Annotated in this window: 15 protein-coding genes; 8 read left to right on the top strand and 7 right to left on the bottom strand. The window is 60.8% G+C overall.

Annotation, left to right across the window (positions count from 1 at the left end; all coding sequences use genetic code 11):
- The first annotated feature begins 76 nt into the window (after positions 1 to 76).
- Positions 77 to 1,027 (top strand): DUF1853 family protein, encoded by a 951-nt coding sequence (locus tag F475_RS07160; RefSeq protein WP_086946064.1) that lies wholly within the window; start codon positions 77 to 79, stop codon positions 1,025 to 1,027.
- Positions 1,028 to 1,049: 22 nt separating this feature from the next.
- Here the strand turns inward: F475_RS07160 and F475_RS07155 are convergent, their stop codons facing one another.
- Positions 1,050 to 2,333, bottom strand: coding sequence for an arsenic transporter (locus tag F475_RS07155; protein ID WP_018929615.1), 1,284 nt, complete (start codon positions 2,331 to 2,333; stop codon positions 1,050 to 1,052).
- A 144-nt stretch (positions 2,334 to 2,477) separates the two neighbouring features.
- Entirely contained in the window at positions 2,478 to 3,038 is a 561-nt protein-coding gene (locus tag F475_RS07150; protein WP_018929616.1) for an NADPH-dependent FMN reductase, read from the bottom strand.
- Between the two features lie 184 nt (positions 3,039 to 3,222).
- Between F475_RS07150 and F475_RS07145 the strand changes: the two genes are divergently transcribed.
- Entirely contained in the window at positions 3,223 to 3,459 is a 237-nt protein-coding gene (locus F475_RS07145) for a hypothetical protein (RefSeq protein ID WP_018929617.1), read from the top strand.
- Between the two features lie 88 nt (positions 3,460 to 3,547).
- A complete protein-coding gene (locus F475_RS07140; RefSeq protein ID WP_064618218.1) occupies positions 3,548 to 4,441 on the top strand; it encodes a LysR substrate-binding domain-containing protein in 894 nt (297 codons plus the stop codon).
- Here the strand turns inward: F475_RS07140 and F475_RS07135 are convergent.
- From F475_RS07135 to F475_RS07115, 5 genes are all read right to left on the bottom strand, one after another.
- Entirely contained in the window at positions 4,407 to 5,021 is a 615-nt protein-coding gene (locus F475_RS07135) for a GNAT family N-acetyltransferase (RefSeq protein ID WP_007937773.1), read from the bottom strand. The genes F475_RS07140 and F475_RS07135 overlap by 35 nt on opposite strands.
- 14 nt (positions 5,022 to 5,035) lie before the next feature.
- Complete coding sequence (locus tag F475_RS07130) at positions 5,036 to 7,291, bottom strand: Orn/Lys/Arg decarboxylase N-terminal domain-containing protein (protein WP_111453540.1); 2,256 nt, start codon at positions 7,289 to 7,291, stop codon at positions 5,036 to 5,038.
- A gap of 292 nt (positions 7,292 to 7,583) precedes the next feature.
- Positions 7,584 to 8,342: a DNA polymerase III subunit epsilon gene (dnaQ, locus tag F475_RS07125; RefSeq protein ID WP_007937771.1), complete on the bottom strand. Its 759-nt coding sequence runs from the start codon at positions 8,340 to 8,342 to the stop codon at positions 7,584 to 7,586.
- Between the two features lie 91 nt (positions 8,343 to 8,433).
- A complete protein-coding gene (gene rnhA, locus F475_RS07120; protein ID WP_003180633.1) occupies positions 8,434 to 8,886 on the bottom strand; it encodes a ribonuclease HI in 453 nt (150 codons plus the stop codon).
- A gap of 93 nt (positions 8,887 to 8,979) precedes the next feature.
- A complete protein-coding gene (locus tag F475_RS07115) occupies positions 8,980 to 9,738 on the bottom strand; it encodes a methyltransferase domain-containing protein (protein ID WP_018929621.1) in 759 nt (252 codons plus the stop codon).
- A gap of 65 nt (positions 9,739 to 9,803) precedes the next feature.
- Here F475_RS07115 and gloB point away from each other — a divergent pair, with 65 nt between their 5' ends.
- From gloB to F475_RS07090, 5 genes are all read left to right on the top strand, one after another.
- Positions 9,804 to 10,571, top strand: a complete 768-nt coding sequence (gloB, locus tag F475_RS07110; protein WP_018929622.1) for a hydroxyacylglutathione hydrolase — start codon at positions 9,804 to 9,806, stop codon at positions 10,569 to 10,571.
- 99 nt (positions 10,572 to 10,670) lie between these two features.
- Positions 10,671 to 12,125 carry a transglycosylase SLT domain-containing protein gene (locus F475_RS07105; RefSeq protein WP_111453539.1) on the top strand — a complete coding sequence of 485 codons (1,455 nt, stop codon included), beginning with the start codon at positions 10,671 to 10,673 and terminating at the stop codon, positions 12,123 to 12,125.
- Between the two features lie 285 nt (positions 12,126 to 12,410).
- Complete coding sequence (locus F475_RS07100) at positions 12,411 to 14,243, top strand: extracellular solute-binding protein (protein WP_018929624.1); 1,833 nt, start codon at positions 12,411 to 12,413, stop codon at positions 14,241 to 14,243.
- Positions 14,240 to 16,081, top strand: a complete 1,842-nt coding sequence (locus tag F475_RS07095) for an extracellular solute-binding protein (RefSeq protein ID WP_111453538.1) — start codon at positions 14,240 to 14,242, stop codon at positions 16,079 to 16,081. The genes F475_RS07100 and F475_RS07095 overlap by 4 nt, the downstream gene beginning before the upstream one ends.
- 4 nt (positions 16,082 to 16,085) lie before the next feature.
- Complete coding sequence (locus tag F475_RS07090) at positions 16,086 to 17,159, top strand: microcin C ABC transporter permease YejB (RefSeq protein WP_018929626.1); 1,074 nt, start codon at positions 16,086 to 16,088, stop codon at positions 17,157 to 17,159.

Genomic DNA, 17,159 nt, shown 5'->3' with positions numbered 1-17,159 from the left:
TATGGGCGAAAGCGCGGCGTAGACAAAACCCTTTCAGCCACAACGGTGTGCTCTAGTTTCGGGCTATGCTCGCAAGATGATCCTATTTCCAGACTTGCTCCAGTTACCTCACCAGTTGCGCCACCCTGAAGTGCGCGACCTGGCTTGGGTCATCCTCGCGCCGCCGATGCTCGACGCCACCCCGTGGCCGCAGCGTCATCCCCTGGCCGGCAGCGATTGGGTGCAGGCGCCGGAGCGCCTGGAACACTGGCTCAGGCATCTGGATCGTGACAGTTACGATTTGCTGCACTGGCTGGCCCAGGCCAGGACCCGGCGCCTGGGTTTGTACTACGAACGGCTGTGGCAGTACGCCGTGCGGCACGCGCCGGGGATCGAGCTGATCGCCGCCAACATGCCGATCCGTCGCGAAGGCCATACCCTCGGCGAGTTGGACATGCTGCTGCGCGATCGCGATGGTGTGCATCACCTGGAACTGGCGATCAAGCTCTATCTCGGCCCGCAGAACGGTGACGGCCGTGACACCGCGCAATGGCTTGGACCGGGTTGTCATGATCGGCTGGACCGCAAACTGGAACACCTGAGCCGGCATCAACTGCCGATTTCCGCACGGGCGGAAAGCCGTGAGGTGCTGGCGTCGCTGGATATCCAGCAGTTCAGCGCGCATCTATGGCTGGGCGGTTATCTGCTCTATCCGTGGCCGGGGCAGGCCGAACCACCCAGCGGTGCACATCCTCAGCATTTACGCGGTAGCTGGCTGCACCAGAAGGACTGGGCGGAGTTTGTCGTGCAGCGTCCGTTCGGTCGCTGGCAACCCCTGCCCCGCCATGCCTGGCTGGCGCCGGCGCACTATCCCGAGGAGCAGACCTGGAGCGCTGAACAGCTGAAGGCGTGGCTGAGTGATCTGGACCCGCTGGCACCGGCGCAATTGATGGTGCGGCTGACAGAGAATGCCAAAGGGGATTGGGAAGAGGCCGAGCGGCTGTTCCTGGTGTCCGATCTTTGGCCGAATGTGCCGGGCAGTGGTTGAGCGCTTGCAGTGTCCGCCCGGTCTAGATGGATAACCGCAACGCCAAGGCCGCCAACGTCACCAACAACACCGGCACCGTCAGCACAACCCCGACCTTGAAGTAGTAGCCCCAGCCAATCCGGATATTCTTGCGCTGCAGCACATGCAGCCACAGCAAGGTCGCCAGACTGCCGATCGGGGTGATTTTCGGCCCCAGGTCGCTGCCGATGACGTTGGCGTAGATCATCGCCTCTTTCGCCACGCCGGTCGCCTGACTGGCATCGATCGAGAGCAAGCCGATCAGCACGGTCGGCAGATTGTTCATCACTGACGACAGCAACGCCGTCAGCACCCCGGTGCCCATAGCCGCGCCCCACACGCCGTAACCGGCGAAGCCATCCAGCCAACCGGCCAGATACCCGGTTAGCCCGGCGTTGCGCAGGCCATACACCACGAGGTACATCCCTAAGGAAAAAATCACGATCTGCCACGGCGCTTCTTTCATCACCTTACGCGTGGAAATCTTGTGGCCACGGGCGGCAATGGCCAGCAGCAATGCAGCGCACACCGCGGAGATCGCGCTGATCGGAATGCCCAACGGCTCAAGGGCAAAGCAGCCGAGCAGCAGAATCACCAACACCACCCAACCGGCATAAAACGTTGCAGTGTCGTGAATCGCGGTGGCCGGGTCTGCCAACTGCTCGGGATGGTAATCACGAGGGATGTCGCGACGGAAAAACACCATCAACATTGCCAGGGTCGCCGCCACGCTTACCAGATTGACCGGAATCATCACCGCGGCGTAGCGGTTGAAACTGATCTTGAAGAAGTCAGCCGAAACAATGTTCACCAGGTTCGACACCACCAGCGGCAGGCTCGCGGTGTCGGCGATGAAACCGGCCCCCATCACGAACGCCAGGGTCGCCGCCGGGGAAAAACGCAACGCCAGCAGCATGGAAATCACGATCGGCGTAAGAATCAGCGCCGCGCCGTCATTGGCGAACAACGCCGAGACCAGTGCGCCGAGCAGCACCATATAAGCAAAGAGCTTGCGCCCGCTGCCCCGCCCCCAACGGGCCACATGCAACGCGGCCCAGGCAAAGAACCCCGCCTCATCCAGCAGCAGGCTGATGATAATCAGCGCAACGAAGGTGCCGGTGGCATTCCAGATGATCTGCCATACCAGCGGAATATCGCTCAGGTGCACCACCCCGGACAGCAGTGCCAGCACCGCGCCGAATACCGCACTCCAGCCGACACCCAGGCCTTTGGGTTGCCAGATCACCAGGGTGATGGTCAGCAAAAAAATCAACGATGCGATGAGCATATAAACCCGGTTCCAGCCCGACGGAAAAACGAAGCGCGGAATATAGGGAGGTTTGAATAGGCCGTAAAGTGAAGGTGGGATGAAATGCCCGATGCAGCAGCTGCCGAGCCTGCGAGACAGCCGCTACGAGCTAAAAGGAAGCGGTCATGGCTTTTTATGCTGCTCGACCCACTGCGCATACGCATTGATGAACTTCTGCAGGAACGGCTTGAGCGACTCCGACAACTTGCCCGCCTCGTCGAACGCTGAACCGGCGCCGCCCAGATAAGCTTCCGGCTGCTGCATGCACGGCACATTGAGAAACACCATCGACTGGCGCACATTGTGGTTGGCGCCAAATCCGCCTACGGCGCCCGGTGAAGCGCTGATCACCGCACCCGGCTTGCCGTCCCAGACACTCTGGCCATAGGGACGCGAACCGACGTCAATCGCATTCTTCAACGGCGCCGGCACCGAACGGTTGTATTCCGGGGTCACGAACAGCACCGCGTCGGATGAACGCACCTGTTGTCGGAAAGTGCTGTAGGCTGCCGGCGGTGAATCGCCATCGATGTCTTCGTTGTACAGCGGCAAATCGCCGATTTCGACGATCGTCAGCTTCAGATTGGCAGGCGCCAGCTCGGCCAGCGCCAGCGCGACCTTGCGGTTGATCGATGCTTTTCTCAGGCTGCCGACCAGAACGGCGATCTCGTAGACGTTGCTCATGGAAGATACTCGACTGTTCGATGGAAAGAGCTTCTAGTTATAGATGATCAAATGACGATTCAACCAGCGGGCGACGGAAAATCGCCGCCCCTGACTATTTTTTTCCTGTAGGAAAACTTACCTCGCCCAACCACGGTCTACAGAACCGCAAATTGAGTGATTTATCTCCAGAGGTTCTAAGCAGATGGCAGCAGTACTCGTCGGTCAGTTCCATGCAAGAGACGCGGAAGGCCGTGTTTATTCCGTGCATGAGTTCCAGGAATCCACCCTGTCGCACGACGGCCTCGCCGGCTCTGCGCCTGTCACCACCTATAAACTGGCCATTGGCGATCGGGTCAACAAACTCGACGACAACGCGTTTGTGCTGGTGCAAACCGGTGTCACCCTCATTCGCGAGCCTGAAACGAACGTCGCTTCATAACCCGCTGTTATGAGCAGAAGTCATATGCGCGCACTTGAGTTAGGATTCAGTCACTGACTCCCTCACCTGCTGAACATGGACTTCACGCATGCGTTTACGTCATATTGAAGTGATCCAGGCGCTCCTGCAGACCGGTCACCTGGGCACCGCGGCCGAATGGTTGCAGTTGCCCGTGACCGAGGTTGAACGCACGTTGCGCGATGCCGAGGATCAGTTGGGTTTCATGCTGTTTGCCAGCGTGCGTGGCCGTCTGCAAGCCACGCGCGAGGCGCGGGAGTTGCAGGTCGAGATCGCCCGCGTCTACGAGGCCCTTGAGCCGGTCCAGCGACTGGCCAGCAGCCTCAAGCAATATCTGGCCCCGCCCCTGCGAATCATCTGCACCCCGCCGCTGGCGCAACAACTGTTGCCGCAGAGCATCGCGGCGCTGCGCCGACGCCTCCCCGATGCACCTTGCACCCTCCTGAGCCAACCGACCCGCGAGATTGTCAGAAGCCTGCTGCTGCGCGAAAGCGATCTGGGCCTGAGCCTGCACGACCCGGACCATGCCGATATCGATTGCCAGATCATCGCCCAGGGCAAGCTCCAGCTATTGGCACCCCATGGCTGGTTGCAACCGAAACAGAAGTACATCTCGCTGCAAGACTTGGCCGGCCAGTCAATGGTCGGCCTGGAAGGTCACGACCCGCTCAGCCCGGCGCTGGACAACAAGCTGCATGCGCTGCGCCCTGCCCCGGTCATCCAGACCCGGGTGCAGACGCATCAAATGATGCGCAGCATGGTCGAGGCCGGTGAAGGCCTGGCGATTGTCGATCCATTTACCGCCCTCGGCGCCAAATCGGCCGGGCTCGATGCCTGCCCGCTGGCGCCTGCGGTACCGGTCAGCGTCTACGCCCTGCGCCTGAAAAACGCCGAGCCCTCTCCGGCGGTTCAGACGCTGCTGGACATCATCACGGAACAAGCCGTGGCGATGCTGGCGAGCTGATCGGTTTTTCCAGCGGGTTATCGAACAATCGATACCAGAACAATGCGACTTCGGCGGTGTTCGGGTCGATCCCGCGATAACGCAGATGATCGATCCCGCCAACCACGTAGCCACAGCGTTCATACAGCCGGCAGGCCCCAAGATTATTGTTCTGGGTTTCCAGCATGATGCCCGGCAGCTTTTTCTTGCGGCTCCAGAACTGCGCTACGTCCAGCAACGCCTTGGCCACGCCATGGCGACGCGCCGGTGCATGCACCGCCAATTCATCGATATGGGCGAAACCGTTCCAGTTGGTGCTGACCACCAGGTGGCCCACCGGCTCATCATCCAGATAGGCCATGAAAATCGCACTGTCGGCGGCGTCGCGAAAACTGCTGAACTCTTCGGGATCGATGCCGTAGCACTTGCGATACGGGGTGATTGGCGTCACCGGCCACTGCGCCACCGGCTTGCCGATTTCTGCTGCGCCATAGGCGGCGACTTCAAAACTGAAATCACTGCCCCAGATATAAGCCGCAAAACCCTCATCGGCGACACGCACCGAGAGGCCCGGGTATTTGGGATTCATGACGGGCTGCATACTCGCAAAGGTCCTCATTCCTTGATGCAATCGACGGTGTAGTGCCGTCCATTGCCCTCGTCTTCATGTTGCAAGCCATGCACATCGGCGACAAACCCGGGGAAGCTGCTGTCGAACGCCCGGGCAAACTTCAGGTAATCGATGATCGAGCGGGTCGACTCGGTGAAACGCTCACCGGGCATGATCAACGGGATCCCCGGCGGGTATGGCACCAGCATCACTGCCGCGATCCGCCCGTCCAGGGCATCGATCGAAACGGCCTCCACTTCCCCGCGTACCAATTGATCATAGGCGTCCGCTGGCTTCATCGCGACTTCCGGCAACACCGTGTACATGCGTTTGAGGTGTTTGGCCGTGGCGTTGCTGCGATAACAGGCGTGCAATTGATCGCACAGATCGCGCAACCCCATGCCTTGATAACGGGCCATCTTCTGTTGCGCCACGCACGGCAGGCAGGTGGCCAGGCTGACGTTGGCGTCGTAGCTGCGCTTGAACTCCAGTAACTCGGTCAGCAGCGTGCTCCATTTGCCCTTGGTAATGCCCATCGAGAACAGCACCAGGAATGAATACAGCCCAGTCTTTTCCACGACCAGCCCGCGTTCCCAGAGGAACTTGCTGACTACCGCCGCCGGAATCCCCCGCGCACTCAGCGCGCCGCCCGCCGTCAGCCCCGGCATCACCAGCGTGACCTTGATAGGATCGAGCAGCACATAGTCGTCAGTCACGCCGCCAAAGCCGTGCCAATCGGCGTCGGGTTGCAGCAGCCAGTCTTCGGCGGCCACCTGCTCGATGGCTTCGACCGAGGGCGGCTGCCAGATGGAAAACCACCAGTCATCGGCGGCGATATGCTGGCGCAGATTGGCCAGCGCCCGGCGAAAACTCAGCGCTTCGTCGAACATTTCCTGTAGCAGCGAACGACCGGCCGGCCCTTCCATCATCGCCGAGGCCACGTCCAGCGAGGCGATGATGCTGTACTGCGGCGAGGTCGAGATGTGCATCATGAACGCTTCGTTGAAACGATCGCGATCCAGCTGCCGCGCGCCGCCGTCCTGCACGTGAATCATCGACGCCTGGCTGAACGCCGCCAGCAGTTTGTGTGTGGAGTGAGTGGTGAACACCAAGGGGCTGTCTTCGCTGCGGGACGTGCCCATGCCATAACGGCCGGCGAAGAACTCGTGGAATGCCGCGTAGGCGAACCAGGCCTCGTCGAAATGCAGCACCTCGACGCTGTTGCCCAGGCTCTGTTTGATCAGTTCGGCGTTGTAACAGAGGCCGTCATAAGTCGAGTTGGTCACCACCGCCAACTTGACCTTGGGCTCGCGGCCTTGGGTCAGCGGGCTCGCGTCGATCTTGGCCTGGATTGATTCGCGGCTGAACTCACTCAACGGAATCGGGCCAATGATCCCCAGCTCATTGCGCTCCGGGCACAGGTACAGCGGAATCGCGCCGGTCATGATGATCGCATGCAACACTGACTTGTGGCAGTTGCGATCCACCAGCACCAGATCATCGCGTGCCACCATGGAATGCCAGACGATCTTGTTGGCGGTCGAGGTGCCATTGATCACGAAAAAGGTGTGATCGGCGCCGAAGTTGCGAGCCGCTCGCGCTTCCGCCTCAGCCAGCGGGCCAGTGTGATCGAGCAGCGAACCGAGTTCCGGCACCGACACCGACAAATCCGAACGCAGGGTATTTTCCCCGAAAAACTGGTGAAACGCCTGCCCTACCGGGCTCTTGTGATACGCCACGCCGCCGCCATGCCCCGGCGTGTGCCAGGAATAATTGGAGTCTGCGGTGTGCTGCACCAGCGCCTTGAAGAACGGCGGCAACAGGCCGTCCAGGTACTTGCGCGCCGCGCGGGCAACCTGACGGGCAAGGAATGGCACGGTGTCTTCGAACAAATAGAGAATGCCGCGCAGCTGATTGAGCTCGGCCATGGCGTCGGCCGGGGCGTTTTCCAGGGTGACTTGCTCGCCCAAGGCGAAGATCGGCAGGTCCGGCGCCCGAACCCGCGCCAGGCGGATCAGTTCGGCCATGTTGTGCAGAAGATGCGCGTGGGTGCTGGCGTCTTCGGCGGCAATCAACATGCAGGCAAGGCCGTGATGGGTCGAGGCGACCAGACGCCCCTCGGTGTAATCGACCGCCGAAACGATACTGAAACCTTCCTGCTCCAGCTCCCGGGCAATGCCACGCACACGATCACCGGCAACGGTGTCGGCCTTGATGTCGCGGTGGACGATCAGGACCGGGAATTTCAAATCTTTATACATGAGGCTCGGCGTCCTGAGGCAGCAGACCGTGGCCTGCCAATCACCTCAGGGTAGAGGGTTGGAGCGCATGTGGCGAGGGGGATGCCCTGAAGTGGGCCGGCCGGCGCACCATCATGTGGCCAGCAAACTCGGTGTCGAGAAAGATACCTGTGGCGAGGGAGCTTGCTCCCGTTGGGCTGCGAAGCGCCCCCCCCTGCATTCGCTCGGAACCATATTGGCAGGATTTGCGACTGCTGCGCAGTCGAGCGGGAGCAAGCTCCCTCGCCACAAAAAACCTTCCGCTCGAAGGGACTCAGGCCTGAGCCTTGGCCTCGGCCAATTGCTGCCACAGCGACGGCGCGCCGGCGGATTTGGCGATGGCTTCCAGGCGCGCAACGTGTTGGGCCAGATCCTCTTCACTGGCGCGGATGATCCGGGTCGGCTGACGATCGGCCGGCAGACGACGGATTTCCGTGGCGGAATTATCGGCGCCTTCGCCCGAACCGTTGCCATCGGACGCGTTACCGGCCAGCGACAGGCTGGTCTGGCCGCCGGTCATGGTCAGGTAAACGTCGGCGAGAATCTCGGAGTCGAGCAAGGCGCCGTGCAGTTCACGGCCGGAGTTGTCGACGCCATAGCGTTTGCACAAGGCGTCGAGGCTGTTGCGCTGCCCCGGGTGACGTTCCCGGGCCATTATCAGGGTGTCGAGGATCGTGCAGTGTTGTGTGATGTCCGCGCGATCGTGCTGGCCCATCAGGGCAAATTCGTTGTTGATGAAGCCAACGTCGAACGCCGCGTTATGGATGATCAGCTGTGCGCCCTTGATGAACTCGAAAAATTCATCGGCCACTTCAGTGAAACGCGGCTTGCCCACCAGAAATTCGTTAGTGATGCCGTGGACGCCGATGGCGCCTTCGTCACTCTCGCGATCCGGTTGCAGGTAAACGTGGAAATGCCGGCCGGTCAGGCGCCGACCGATCAACTCGACACAACCGATTTCGATAATCCGGTGGCCGTCAGTCACCGGCATGCCGGTGGTTTCGGTATCGAGTACAACGGATCTGGTGGCCATCAGTGCTCAGCTCTCAACGGGTCAATCGTGCAAAAGCGGCGATGTTAACACGCTCGCGGGGGTCTTTCAGATAGACCGTGTTACGCCGGAATCAAGCCTGCTTGTACCCACGCACTTCATCCACGCCACGGTTGGCCAGTTGGTCGGCCCGTTCGTTGCCATGATGGCCGATGTGCCCGCGCACCCATTTCCAGGTGACGTTGTGGCGGTTGACCTGCTCGTCGAGCAGTTTCCACAGGTCGGCGTTTTTCACTGGTTCCTTCGCGGCGGTTTTCCAGCCGCGTTTCTTCCAGTTGGCCATCCACTCGTTGATGCCTTTCATCACGTACTGGGAGTCGGTCACCAGCAGCACGTCGCAAGAACGCTTGAGCTCTTCCAGGCCACGGATCGCCCCCATCAGCTCCATGCGATTGTTTGTGGTGTTGGCTTCGCCGCCCCAGAGTTCTTTTTCAACGCCCTTGCACACCAGCAACGCGCCCCAGCCGCCTGGGCCAGGGTTGCCCTTGCAGGCGCCATCGGTGAAGAGTTCTACGCTATCGCTCATGCCAATCTATCCAGAAAATGCGCTGGCTCGCCGATCGGCGACCGACGATGCCCGAGGCCGGGGCGTACCCGGCCGGGAATATAAAAAAGTGTATTACGGTTCGATGTGACGACGATTGACCTTGGCCATCGGCAACGGAATCAGCTTGCCCATCGGCTCGCGCCGTACTTGGCGCACCGGCCGCAGCCCCACCACGATCTTGCGCGCGACTAATAAATAGAAGCCGCCACCCGACAATTGCCAGTCACCGGCCTTGCGCTCCCAACCGGCCAGACGAGCTTGCCAGGCAGGTGACGCAAGCGGCGGACGATAGCACCCGAAGCGGCGTTTCTCCAGCGCGAAGCCCAGCAGGTTCAGCCAGTCGCTGACCCGCGACGGCGAAATGCAGCGCGCCTTGCGCAAGGCGTCATGGGCGAACACATGACGCAGGCCCCAACTGCTCCAGGGGTTGATCCCGATAATCAGCAGATGCCCGCCGGGGCGCACACTGCTCGCCGCTTCGCGCAACAAGCCGTGTGGCGACAGGCAGAAATCCAGCCCATGCTGCAACACCACCACATCGGCGGCATGCTCGCTCAAGGGCCAGGCCTGCTCTTCGCAGACGATCTCGACCCCCGGCAACGGCGCGCCGAGTCGCACATTGCGCTGCACCTGCGGCGCCGCCGGTGGCGTCTGTGCCGAGGGGCCGTAATGCACCAGATAGCCGCCGAAGAAGCGCCCCAACTCGTCTTCGAGCATGCGTCGTTCTTCGTCCAGCAAAAATTGCCCGATGGGACCGGACAGCCAGTCACGGGCCGCGCTGATCAATGCCAGCCAGTCAGGATCAGCCTGAGCGAACGCTTTATCGGTCATTGCATTCTCCAACGCGCCAGGAAGCTCTAAGATGCGCCAATGTTTTCCGCTTGGCGAATCCGACGATGATACAGATCAGTGCCCTGCCCGCCTTCACCGACAACTACATCTGGTTGTTACAAGACCACAGCACCCAGCGCTGCGCCGTAGTCGATCCGGGCGATGCCGCGCCCGTAGAGGCGTGGCTCGCGGCGCACCCGGGTTGGGTGCTAAGCGATATTCTGATCACTCATCACCATCATGACCATGTCGGCGGCGTCGAGCGGCTGAAAAAAGCGACAGACGCAACCGTCCATGGCCCGGCCAGCGAGACCATCCCGGCACGGGACGTGGCCCTCAAGGACAGCGACCGGATCAACGTGCTGGGCTGGGACTTCGATGTCATCACAGTACCGGGCCATACCCTGGGGCATATCGCCTATTACCACCGCGGTCATCTGTTTTGCGGCGACACCCTGTTCGCTGCCGGTTGCGGACGCTTGTTCGAAGGCACGCCCGAGCAAATGCATCACTCGCTGAGCCGCCTCGCGGCGCTTCCCGAAGACACGCTGGTCTACTGCACCCACGAGTACACCCTGAGCAATCTGAAGTTTGCCGTGGCGGTCGAACCGGGCAATCCCGACACCCTCGAACGACTGGCCAAAGTCACCCGTCAACGGGAAGCCGGAATCATGACGCTGCCTTCGACCCTGGCGCTGGAAAAGCTCACCAATCCGTTTTTGCGTACCGGCGAAACATCCGTTAAAGAAAAAGTGGACGAACGGAATGGAACCGAAAACCGGGCGCCGAGTGCGGTCTTTGCTGCATTGCGGGCTTGGAAAGATACGTTCTAAGCTGCCTGCGCAATGGTACAAAAATTCTGAATGGTTGACCGCAGGGGGTGTGCTTTCTAGAATCGCCCGACATTTTCGCCCGGAACTTACTTCCAGCCAATGTCGTCACCTATTCGTAAAGCCACCAATTCAGACGCATTGACCCGCTTGGCTCAAGCCATCGCGGTGGCTGTGTCCGCCACTTTGGCGGGCTGTTCAAGCCATGTGCCGCAGACCGAAGCGACACACACACCGAATATCGCAGCGCGAGCCAAGCAAAAACCAATCTGGCTCAGCGAAAAACCAACACCGCAAGTTCCCCAGGACGTCTGGGAGCGCATGCGCCAGGGCTTCCAGTTGCAGGACAACCTGGGCGTCAACCCGCGCATCGAGCAGCAGCGCCTGTGGTTCGCCAGCAACCCGTCCTTCCTCGAAAACGCCGGCGAACGCGGCAGCCTCTACATTCACTACATCGTCGAACGCCTTGAAGAGCGCAACATGCCGCTGGAACTGGCGCTGTTGCCAGTGATTGAAAGCGCCTACAACCCGATGGCCTATTCCCGGGCCGACGCGGTGGGCCTTTGGCAATTCATTCCTTCCACCGGGCGTTACTTCAACCTGCGTCAAACCCGCTTCTATGATGGCCGTCGCGATATCACTGCCTCGACCACCGCGGCCATGGATTACCTGACCCGCCTGCACGACATGTTCAACGGTGACTGGCTATTGGCCCTGGCGGCCTACAACGCCGGCGAAGGCACGGTCAGCCGGGCCATCGAGCGCAACGAGAAGCTCGGCCTTCCAACCGATTATTGGAACCTGCCGCTGCCAGCGGAAACCCAGGCCTATGTGCCGAAGCTGCTGGCGCTGTCGCAAGTGGTCTTGGCGCCCGATGCCTATGGCGTGAACCTCAAGTCGATCGCCAACGAACCGTACTTCCAGGTCGTCGAAATCAACCAGCGCATGGACCTGTCCAAGGTTGCCGCGGTGGCCAACATCGACGAAGACGAACTGTTCCAGCTCAACCCGGCCTTCAAGCAACGCACCACCATCGACGGCCCCCAGCATCTGCTGGTGCCGACGTCCAAGGCGCAACTGCTGACTGCCAGCCTGTCGACCATGCGTCCTGAAGAGCTGATCAGCCAGCGGCCGCTCAAGCCGGTGTTCGAAGGTGCCGACGACAGCGAAATCGCCAGCATCAAGCGCGCCTACCGGGTCAAGCGCGGAGAAAATCTGGCCTCCATTGCCAGGGCCAACAAGGTCGACGTCAAGGACCTGCAACGCTGGAACAAGCTGAACGGCAAGAACATCAAGGTCGGCCAGACCCTTGTGATGCAGGACACCACCAAGCGCAGCGGCGGTCGCATCAACACTGTCGTGGCGGCGAACAGCAAAACCAGCGGCAAGTCAGACAAACAGAAACCGCAGACCCAGTACAAGGTCCAGCAAGGCGACTCGTTGTACATGGTTGCCAAACGTTTCAATGTCGAAATGCAACACCTCAAGCGCTGGAACCCTCGGGTAGGCCAGGCGCTGAAACCGGGTCAGATGCTGACGGTTTCTTCCCCGCATTAAACAGCACGCCCTGCCTAGGGGCTTTTGTGGCGAGGGAGCTTGCTCCCGCTCGGCTGCGAAGCAGTCGTAAACCCAAGTACGCGGCGTGTCAGAAGTTACCGGATTTCAGGTTTTGGGGCTGCTTCGCGACCCAGCGGGAGCAAGCTCCCTCGCCACAGGCTCTGCGATCCGCAGGGCTATCGAGGCAGCGGTTAACAATGCATTAAGCCCCCGTCTTTTTCCTGTCGATACAAGCTGTTACTGTACGGCCCACAAAGCCCAAGCCGCCTGGATCGGATCTCTGACTTGAAGCGTCCCCTCCTACTGCTCCTGATCAGCCTGGCCTTGAGCTCCCCCGCAAGCGCGACGATCAGCGAAAGCCACGGTTATGCGCAGTTCGGCACGCTCAAGTACCCGGCCAGATTTACCCACTTCGACTGGGTCAACCCGCAAGCGCCCAAGGGCGGTACGTTGCGGGTGATGGCGTTTGGCACCTTCGATACGCTCAACCCTTACACCTTCAAAGGTTCGAGCCCGGTTTCCACGGCCAACTTCCTGCAATACGGCATCAACGAACTCAACGAACCGCTGATGGTCGGCACCGGCCAGTACGCGCCGTCGGGCGATGAGCCGACGTCCAGTTATGGCCTGATCGCCCAATCGGTGGAATACAGCGAAGACCGCAGCTGGGTGGTGTTCAACCTGCGCCCCGAAGCGCGCTTCCACGATGGCACGCCGATCACCGCTTACGATGTCGCGTTTTCTTACCGTCTGCTGCTCAAGGAAGGTCATCCGCAATACCGCACCAACCTGCAGGAAGTGTCGCGGGTCGACATCCTCAACCCGCAGCGCATTCGCTTCGTCTTCAAGCGCTCCGGTAATCCGTTGCTGATCCTGCGCCTGGGCGAGTTGCCGGTGTTGCCCCAGCATTACTGGAAAGATCGCGACTTCAAGGCCACCACCTTCGAGCCGCCATTGGGCAGTGGGCCGTATCGCATCACTTCGGTAACCCCCGGGCGGCAGATCGTCTTCGAACGGGTCAAGGATTACTGGGGCAAGGACCTGCCGGTCAATCGCGGCAAATACAACGTCGATCGCATGGAAGTCGAGTTCTACCGTGACAGCGACGTGGCCTTCGAAGCGTTCAAGGCCGGCGAGTTCGACATCTACATCGAGCATCAGGCGAAAAACTGGGACAACGGCTACGACTTCCCGGCCGTGCGCCGTGGCGAGGTGATCAAGGCGCAGATCCCGCACCAGATCCCGACCCAGAGCCAGGGCCTGTTCATGAACACTCGGCGGTCGACCTTCGCCCAGATCAAGGTCCGTGAAGCGCTGGGGCTGATGTTCGATTTCGAGTGGACCAACCGCACACTGTTCAGCGGCGCCTACACACGCGCCATGAGTTACTACCCCAACAGCGAGTTCTCTGCCACGGGACTGCCGGTCGGCCACGAGTGGCTGTTGCTCAAGCCCTATCGCGATCAGTTGCCCGCCAAGCTGCTCACCGAGCCGTTCAGCCTGCCGCAAACCGAAGGCCGCGGCATTCCGCGCGAAACCATGCGCAAGGCCTTGGGCCTGCTCGCCGAAGCCGGCTGGAAGCTCAATGGCCAGCGGCTGCAGAACAGCATCGGCCAACCGCTACGCTTCGAGATCCTGCTGGTCAACCCGAACCTGGAGCGGATCCTTCAGCCCTACGTCGAGAACCTCGCCAGCATCGGTATCGACGCACGGCTGCGCACGGTCGATCGCGCCCAGTACAAACAGCGCCTCGATCAATTCGATTTCGACATGATCCTGATGACCCTCAACCAGACCCTCAGCCCGGGCCTGGAACAATGGCAGTACTTCCACTCCAGCCAGGTCGGGATCAAGGGCAGCAAGAACTACGCAGGCATCGCCGACCCGGTGGTCGACCATTTGCTCGAACAACTGCTCGGCGCCCAGACCCGGGATGAACAAGTCGCCGCCGGCAAGGCGCTCGACCGGGTGCTGCTATGGCAGCACTACATCATTCCCAACTGGTACCTCAATTATCACCGCTTGGCCTACCGCAACCGGTTCGCCTTCGTCACCACGCCGCCCTACACCCTGGGCCTGAGCGCTTGGTGGCTGAAATCTTCGGAGAAAGATCAATGACTCCCTTACGCGCCCTGCTCTTGCAGGCCAGCGGTCTGTTGTTCGCCGGGCTGGCCTGCGCCGCCCCGCAACACGCCTTGACCCTGTACAACGAGCCGCCGAAATACCCGGCCGACTTCAAGCACTTCGATTACGTAAACCCCGACGCGCCGAAGGGCGGAATCTTCCGTCAGGCCGGGTTCGGTGGCTTCGACAGCCTCAATCCGTTCATCAGCAAAGGCGTGCCGGCCGACGACATCAGCATGATCTACGACACCCTGGCCAAACAGGGTCTCGATGAGCCGTTCACTCAATATGGCTTGATCGCAGGCAAAATCGAAAAAGCCCCGGACAACACCTGGGTGCGCTTCTATCTGCGCCCCGAAGCACGTTTCCACGACGGCCACCCGGTGCGCGCCGAAGACGTGGTGTTCAGCTTCCAGACCCTGATCAAGGACGGCGCCCCGCTCTACCGCGGCTATTACAGCGACGTGGAAGAAGCGATCGCCGAAGACCCGCTCACCGTGCTGTTCAAGTTCAAGCACACCAACAACCGCGAACTGCCGCTGATCCTCGGCCAATTGCCGGTATTGCCCAAGCATTGGTGGGCCACCCGCGACTTCAACAAGGGCAACCTGGAACTGCCGCTGGGCAGCGGCCCGTACAAAGTCAGCGAAGTGAAGGCCGGGCGTTCGGTGCGCTATGAACGGGTCAAGGATTACTGGGGCAAGGACCTGCCGGTCAATCGCGGGTTCTACAACTTCGATGTGATGACCACTGACTATTACCGCGACAACACCGTCGCACTGGAAGCACTCAAGGCCGGCCAGTTCGACTACTGGCTGGAAATATCCGCGAAAAACTGGGCCAAGGCCTACAACATTCCGGCGGTGACCGAAGGGCGGCTGATCAAGGAAAAAATCCCCAACGGCAACCCCACCGGCATGCAAGGCTTCGTGTTCAACCTGCGTCGTCCGGTGTTCCAGGATGTGCGCGTGCGCCAGGCGCTGACCCTGTTGCTGGACTTCGAGTGGACTAACAAGCAACTGTTCAACGGCGCCTACGTGCGTACCCGCAGTTACTTCGAAAACTCGGAAATGGCCGCCACCGGCCTGCCGGACGCCGATCAACTGGCGATTCTCGACCCGTTCCGCGGCAAGATTCCCGAGCAAGTGTTCAGCGAGGCGTTCCAGAACCCGCTGACCGACGCCAGCGGCATGATCCGCACCCAGCAGCGCAAAGCCTATCAACTGCTGCAAGAGGCCGGCTGGCGGATCGTCGACGACAAGATGGTCGACGCCACCGGCAAACCGGTGACCATCGAGTTCCTGCTGGCCCAGACCGAGTTCGAGCGGGTGCTGCTGCCGTTCAAGCGCAACCTCAGCGACCTGGGCATCGATCTGGTGATCCGTCGGGTCGACGTCTCGCAATACATCAACCGCGTACGCTCCCGGGACTTCGACATGATCGTCGGCAGTTTCCCGCAATCCAACTCACCGGGTAACGAACAGCGCGAGTTCTGGATGACTGCCGCCGCCGACAAACCCGGCAGCCGCAACTCCATGGGCCTTAAAGACCCAGTAGTGGACCAACTGGTCGAGCAACTGATCAACGCCGATTCGCGCAAAAGCCTGGTGGCCCACGCCCGGGCGCTGGACCGGGTGCTGCAATGGGGCTATTACGTGATCCCCAACTGGCACATCAAGACCTGGCGCGTGGCGTACTGGAACCACATCGGCCACCCGAAGGTTTCACCCAAATATGACATCGGCATCAATACCTGGTGGGTCAAACCCGACGCGACACCTGCGATAGAAGTCGAAACAAAACTGCAAGCCGACCCTGCGGGCACGGAGTAATCAGATGCTGGCGTATATTTTTCGGCGACTGCTGCTGATCATCCCGACCCTGTTTGGCATTTTGCTGATCAACTTCGTGATCATCCAGGCCGCCCCCGGTGGGCCGGTGGAACAGATGATCGCCAAACTCGAAGGCTTCGAAGGCGCCACCAGCCGCATTGCCGGCGGCGGAGCCGAAGTGTCGGTGGCAGGTTCCGCCTATCGCGGCGCCCAGGGCCTGGACCCGGCGCTGGTCAAGGAAATCGAGCACATGTACGGCTTCGACAAATCGGCGCCGGAACGCTTGTGGATCATGATCAAGAACTACGCCACCCTGGATTTCGGCGACAGCTTCTTCCGCGACGCCAAGGTCATCGACCTGATCAAGGAAAAGATGCCGGTGTCGATCTCCCTCGGGCTGTGGAGCACGCTGATCATGTACCTGGTGTCGATCCCGCTGGGGATCGCCAAGGCGACACGCCACGGCAGCCACTTCGATGTGTGGACCAGTTCGGCGATCATCGTCGGTTACGCGATCCCGGCGTTCCTGTTCGCCATCCTGCTGATTGTGGTGTTCGCCGGCGGCAGCTATTTCGACTGGTTCCCGCTACGGGGCCTGACCTCGAACAACTTTGATGAGCTCAGCACCGGCGGCAAGATCCTCGATTATTTCTGGCACCTGGCTCTGCCGGTCACTGCACTGGTGATCGGCCACTTCGCGACCATGACGCTGCTGACCAAAAACAGCTTCCTCGACGAAATCAACAAGCAATACGTGGTCACCGCCAAAGCCAAGGGCCTGACCCGTCACCGCGTGCTCTACGGCCACGTGTTTCGCAACGCGATGCTGTTGGTGATCGCCGGCTTCCCTTCAGCGCTCATCGGGATCTTCTTCACCGGCTCATTGCTGGTGGAAGTGATCTTCTCCCTCGACGGCCTCGGCCTGATGAGTTTCGAAGCAGCGATCAACCGCGACTACCCGATCGTCTTCGGCACGCTGTTCATCTTCACGCTGCTGGGGCTGGTGCTCAAGCTGATCGGCGACCTCACGTACACCCTTGTCGATCCGCGCATCGACTTCGAAAGCCGGGAGCATTGA

This window comes from Pseudomonas sp. URMO17WK12:I6 (assembly GCF_003253625.1).
In the GTDB taxonomy this organism is placed as follows: domain Bacteria; phylum Pseudomonadota; class Gammaproteobacteria; order Pseudomonadales; family Pseudomonadaceae; genus Aquipseudomonas.
Note: the sequence above shows the minus strand (reverse complement) of the source record. Positions and strands in the feature narration are given on the sequence as shown.